Here is a 4080-nt window from a genome sequence, read left to right as displayed (position 1 = left end):
GACCGGCCTCAACCCTGGTGAAGAAACCTGGCTGCGCATGGTCGGCCAGCAGCTGCGCGCCAACGCCGATGCCTACAGCGGCGAAGCGGCCGAATTCCAGGTCGAGCAGTTCGCCTTCCACCCCTTCTCGCAGCTCGGCGGTCTGCAGCAGGCCGTGCGCGTGTTCGGCAGCGAAGCGCGCTTGCGCGCCCGCAACGCCAGCCTCAACGCCCAGCTCTTTGGTGGCGCGGCCGGCGACAGCGCCACTCCCCAACCCCACAAGCCGGCCCCACCGCCGGCCACGCACTGATCAACCACTGATCACCCACTGATGACCCGTACAAACTCCCGCCACCACTACCCCGTGCCCGACGCCGTGTTGCAGCTCTCGCTGCCGGTCGGCGCTGGCGCCACCGGTTACGCCACCTCGTACCCGCACCTGGTGCAGGCCCTGGCTGGCCGGCCCATTGACCCCGCCGGCTACGTGGCCGCCGCCCACATGGTCTACGGCTGGATGCCCACCGTGCTCGAACTGCGCACCGCCGACCCCTCCGCACCGTTTGCGCAGGAAGCCGCCATCCTCGAAAGCGCGCGCACGGGCGCCGACCTGAGCGAGGGCCAGCTCGACCAGCTCAAAGCCTCCATCAACAACTCCATCGTCGGCGTGTCCAAGCTGCTGCACTTCCTCTGCCCCGACCGTTACGCCATCTGGGACAGCAAGGTCTACAGCTATGCGCGTGCCGTGGCAGTGCCCGGCTGGCGCTTCAAAAACGACCACGATGACGTGAACAAGACCGGCCGCTACCAGCGCTACACAGACGAACTGCGCGCGCTGGTCGCCCGCCCCGACTTTCAGCCCGCACACCAGCGCGTCAACACCGCCTTTGGCTACCCCGTCACCGCCTTGCGCGCCGCCGAAGTGCTGATGTACGCCAACGCGCCCTGATCCTTTCCAGAAGAACCGACATGCCCCTCACCCCCGACATGCGGCGGTCCATCGACCAGATCCGCGACTACCTGTTTGGCGGCGGTTACCCCGACCCCGTCAGCAACGCCGAACAGCTCTCCTTCCTGTTCTTCTTCTACCTGGTCGAAGGCATCGACGCTGAAAACACGCTGCGCGCCAAAGTCCTCAAGACGCCCTACACCAGCCTGTACGACGGCGTGTGGGAAGTGAGGAACCCGCTGAACGCCATCGGCAGCCCTTCGCCGATGAAACACCTGCCGCGCAGCCACTTCAAGTGGTCCACCTGGGCCAAGGCCCTGTCGGGCGAGGCGCTGGTGCGCTTCGTGCGCGACGAGGTGTTCGCCTTCTACGGCGAAATGGGCGAGGGCGCGGCGCACAACTTCATGCGCGGCGCGCGCCTGTCCATCGACGACCCGACCGTGCTCACCCAGGTCGTCAACCTGGTGGACGGCCTGCGGCTGGACCAGTCCGACGCCGACACCAAGGGCGACCTGTTTGAACACGTGCTGCGCCAGATCAAGCAGGCCGGCGAACTGGGCCAGTTCCGAACGCCGCGCCACATCATCCGCACCGTGGTGCAGATGATCGACCCGCAGGTGGGCGAAACCGTGTACGACCCGGCGGCAGGAACGGCCGGCTTTCTGGTGGCCGCCTACAACCACATGCGCCTGGCGCATTCATCGCCCAGCGCCGTGAGCGAGGCCGAGGTGGACGGCAAGCGCCAGCGCCGCGGCCTGGGCGACCGGCTCTCGGCCGCGCAGGTCAGCGCGCTGCAGAACGCCACCTTCTTCGGCAACGACGTGGACCCGAAGATGGTGCGCCTGGCCACCATGAACCTCACCCTGCGCGGCCTGCCCAACGTGGCCATCCAGCTGCGCAACGCGCTCACCACCTCGCTGGACGCCGAACGCAAGGCCGAACTCGGCCTGCCCGCGCAGGGCTTTCACGTCATCCTGGCCAACCCGCCGTTTTCCGGCCGGGTGGACAAAGACCGCATCGTCGAAGACGTGAAAGTGGGCAGCACCACCGCCACCGAACTGCTGTTCCTCAAATACATGGTCGACAGCCTGCGCCCCGGGGGCCGCGCCGCCGTCATCGTGCCCGAGGGCGTGCTCTTCGGCTCCACCGGCGCGCACAAGGAGCTGCGCCGCCAGCTGGTCGAAAACCACCGCGTCGAAGCCGTGCTCAGCCTGCCCGGCGGTGTGTTCCAGCCCTACAGCGGCGTCAAGACGTCCGTGCTGTTCTTCCGCCTGGGCGGCCGCTCCGAACGCGTGCTGTTCCTGCACGCCGACGCCGACGGCTACAAGATGGACGCCAACCACGACACCCCCGTGGACGCCGACGACCTGCCCGCGCTTGCCCAGGCGGAGGCCGAACGCGGCGCGGGCTGGGCGCTGTGGGACGCGCGCGACGCGGCGGCCGAGTGGAAAGACCTGTGGTGGTTCGCCGACGCGGCCACCCTGCGCGCCAACGACTTCAATTTGTCCGCCAGCCGCTACCGCCCCATGAGCCAGAGCCAGGTGGTGCACCGCGACCCGCGCACCCTGCTGGACGAACTGGCCGCCATCGAGGCCGAGATCGCGGAAGAGGTGGAGGCTCTGCGGGCGGCGTTGGCGGAGGCGCAGGCATGACATGGCCGCTCGCCAAGCTGGGCGATGTTTGTGAACTCAACCCCAAGTTACCCAAAGGGCATCCGCTGCGCGACGACACCGAGGTGAGCTTCGTGCCCATGGCCGCGGTGAGCGAACTGTCTTGTTCGATCACGGCCCCGCAGGTCAGGTCTTTCTCCGAGGTGCGCAAGGGCTACACGTTTTTTTGCGAGGACGATGTTCTGTTTGCCAAGATCACGCCTTGCATGGAAAACGGCAAAGCCGCCATCGCGCGAAACCTGGCGAACGGGCACGGCTTTGGGTCCACCGAGTTCCATGTGTTGCGCGCCAAGGCGGAGGTGCTGCCAGAGTGGTTGCACTTCTACGTGCGACAACCTTCGTTTCGACATGAGGCCAAGCGCAACTTCACCGGCACGGGTGGGCAGCAGCGCGTGCCCGTCAGCTTTCTCGCTGGCAGTGACATTCCGCTTCCGCCGTTGTCAGAGCAACGCCGCATCGTCGATCTGCTCACCCGCGCCGAAGGCATCGTGCGCCTGCGCCGCGAAGCCGCCGCCAAAGCCGCAGAACTGATCCCGGCCCTGTTCATCCACCACTTCGGCGACCCGGCCACCAACCCGATGGGCTGGCCAGTGGCACCGCTCAGTGAGGTGGCTGAGGTGATCTCCGGTGTTGCCAAGGGCCGCAAGTTGACGGCAGACGAAGGCGTTGAGCTGCCTTACATGCGGGTGGCCAACGTGAAGGACGGCTACCTGGACCTCGGTGAAGTCAAGACCATCGAGATCAAGCGTACCGAGGTGGACAAGTTGCGGATCGAGTTTGGCGACCTGCTGATGACCGAAGGTGGTGATCCGGACAAGCTGGGTCGTGGTGCGCTGTGGCGTGGAGAAATCGAAAACTGCGTGCACCAGAACCACGTGTTCAAGGTTCGCAGCCATCGTGACCGCCTGGTGCCTGAATACCTGCGCTCGCTGGTGGGGAGCCACTATGGCAAGTCGTACTTCTTGAGCGTTGCCAAGAAGACAACAGGCATCGCCTCCATCAACAAAACCCAGCTCAGTGCGTTCCCTGTGCAGGTTCCTCCATTGCCGCTGCAGGAAGCGTTTCGTGGACGTGTCTGGGCAGCGGAATCCATCCAACGTCAACAGAACGACGCCCTCGCCAAAGCCCAAGCCACCTTCGACGCCTTGCTCGCCCAGGCTTTCGCGCCCGCCTGACCCGCCACCGCCATGCCCATCACCCCCGAACAACTCCTGCCCTTCCTGCTCACCGCCGTGTTGCTGACCGCCACGCCGGGGCCGGACAACCTGATGGTGCTCAGCGTCGGCGCTTCGCGCGGCCGGCGGCTGGGCATGGCCTTTGGCCTGGGGTGCGCGGCCGGGTGCCTGAGCCACACGCTGCTGGCCGCGCTGGGGGTGTCGGCGGTGCTGGCGGCGTCGCCCGTGGCCTTCCCCGCGCTGCGCGTGGTGGGCGGGGCTTACCTCGTCTGGCTGGGCATCGGCGCGCTGCGCAGCCGCGGCGGTGTGG

Annotated in this window: 5 protein-coding genes; all 5 read left to right on the top strand. The window is 66.9% G+C overall.

The window, feature by feature from the left end; translation table 11 throughout:
• A partial coding sequence (locus ACR2JA_RS10725) for a hypothetical protein (RefSeq protein WP_434009072.1) occupies positions 1-289 on the top strand: 289 nt, incomplete at its 5' end.
• Between the two features lie 21 nt (positions 290-310).
• Positions 311-925, top strand: coding sequence for a hypothetical protein (locus tag ACR2JA_RS10720; RefSeq protein WP_434009071.1), 615 nt, complete (start codon positions 311-313; stop codon positions 923-925).
• 20 nt (positions 926-945) lie between these two features.
• Positions 946-2577: an HsdM family class I SAM-dependent methyltransferase gene (locus ACR2JA_RS10715; RefSeq protein ID WP_434009070.1), complete on the top strand. Its 1632-nt coding sequence runs from the start codon at positions 946-948 to the stop codon at positions 2575-2577.
• Positions 2574-3770: a restriction endonuclease subunit S gene (locus ACR2JA_RS10710; RefSeq protein ID WP_434009069.1), complete on the top strand. Its 1197-nt coding sequence runs from the start codon at positions 2574-2576 to the stop codon at positions 3768-3770. The genes ACR2JA_RS10715 and ACR2JA_RS10710 overlap by 4 nt, the downstream gene beginning before the upstream one ends.
• Positions 3771-3782: 12 nt before the next feature.
• The coding region (locus ACR2JA_RS10705) for a LysE family translocator (RefSeq protein WP_434009068.1) at positions 3783-4080 on the top strand (298 nt) is incomplete at its 3' end.

The organism is Hydrogenophaga sp., from assembly GCF_051007235.1.
In the GTDB taxonomy this organism is placed as follows: Bacteria; Pseudomonadota; Gammaproteobacteria; order Burkholderiales; family Burkholderiaceae_C; genus Hydrogenophaga.
This window is presented reverse-complemented; position numbering and strand designations above follow the sequence as displayed.

What these genes read in the sequence shown, in the direction of transcription:
- ACR2JA_RS10715 (WP_434009070.1), top strand. Translation starts at nt 946, where the DNA reads ATGCCCCTCACCCCCGACATGCGGCGGTCCATCGACCAGATCCGCGAC.
- ACR2JA_RS10720 (WP_434009071.1), top strand. Translation starts at nt 311, where the DNA reads ATGACCCGTACAAACTCCCGCCACCACTACCCCGTGCCCGACGCCGTG.
- ACR2JA_RS10710 (WP_434009069.1), top strand. Translation starts at nt 2,574, where the DNA reads ATGACATGGCCGCTCGCCAAGCTGGGCGATGTTTGTGAACTCAACCCC.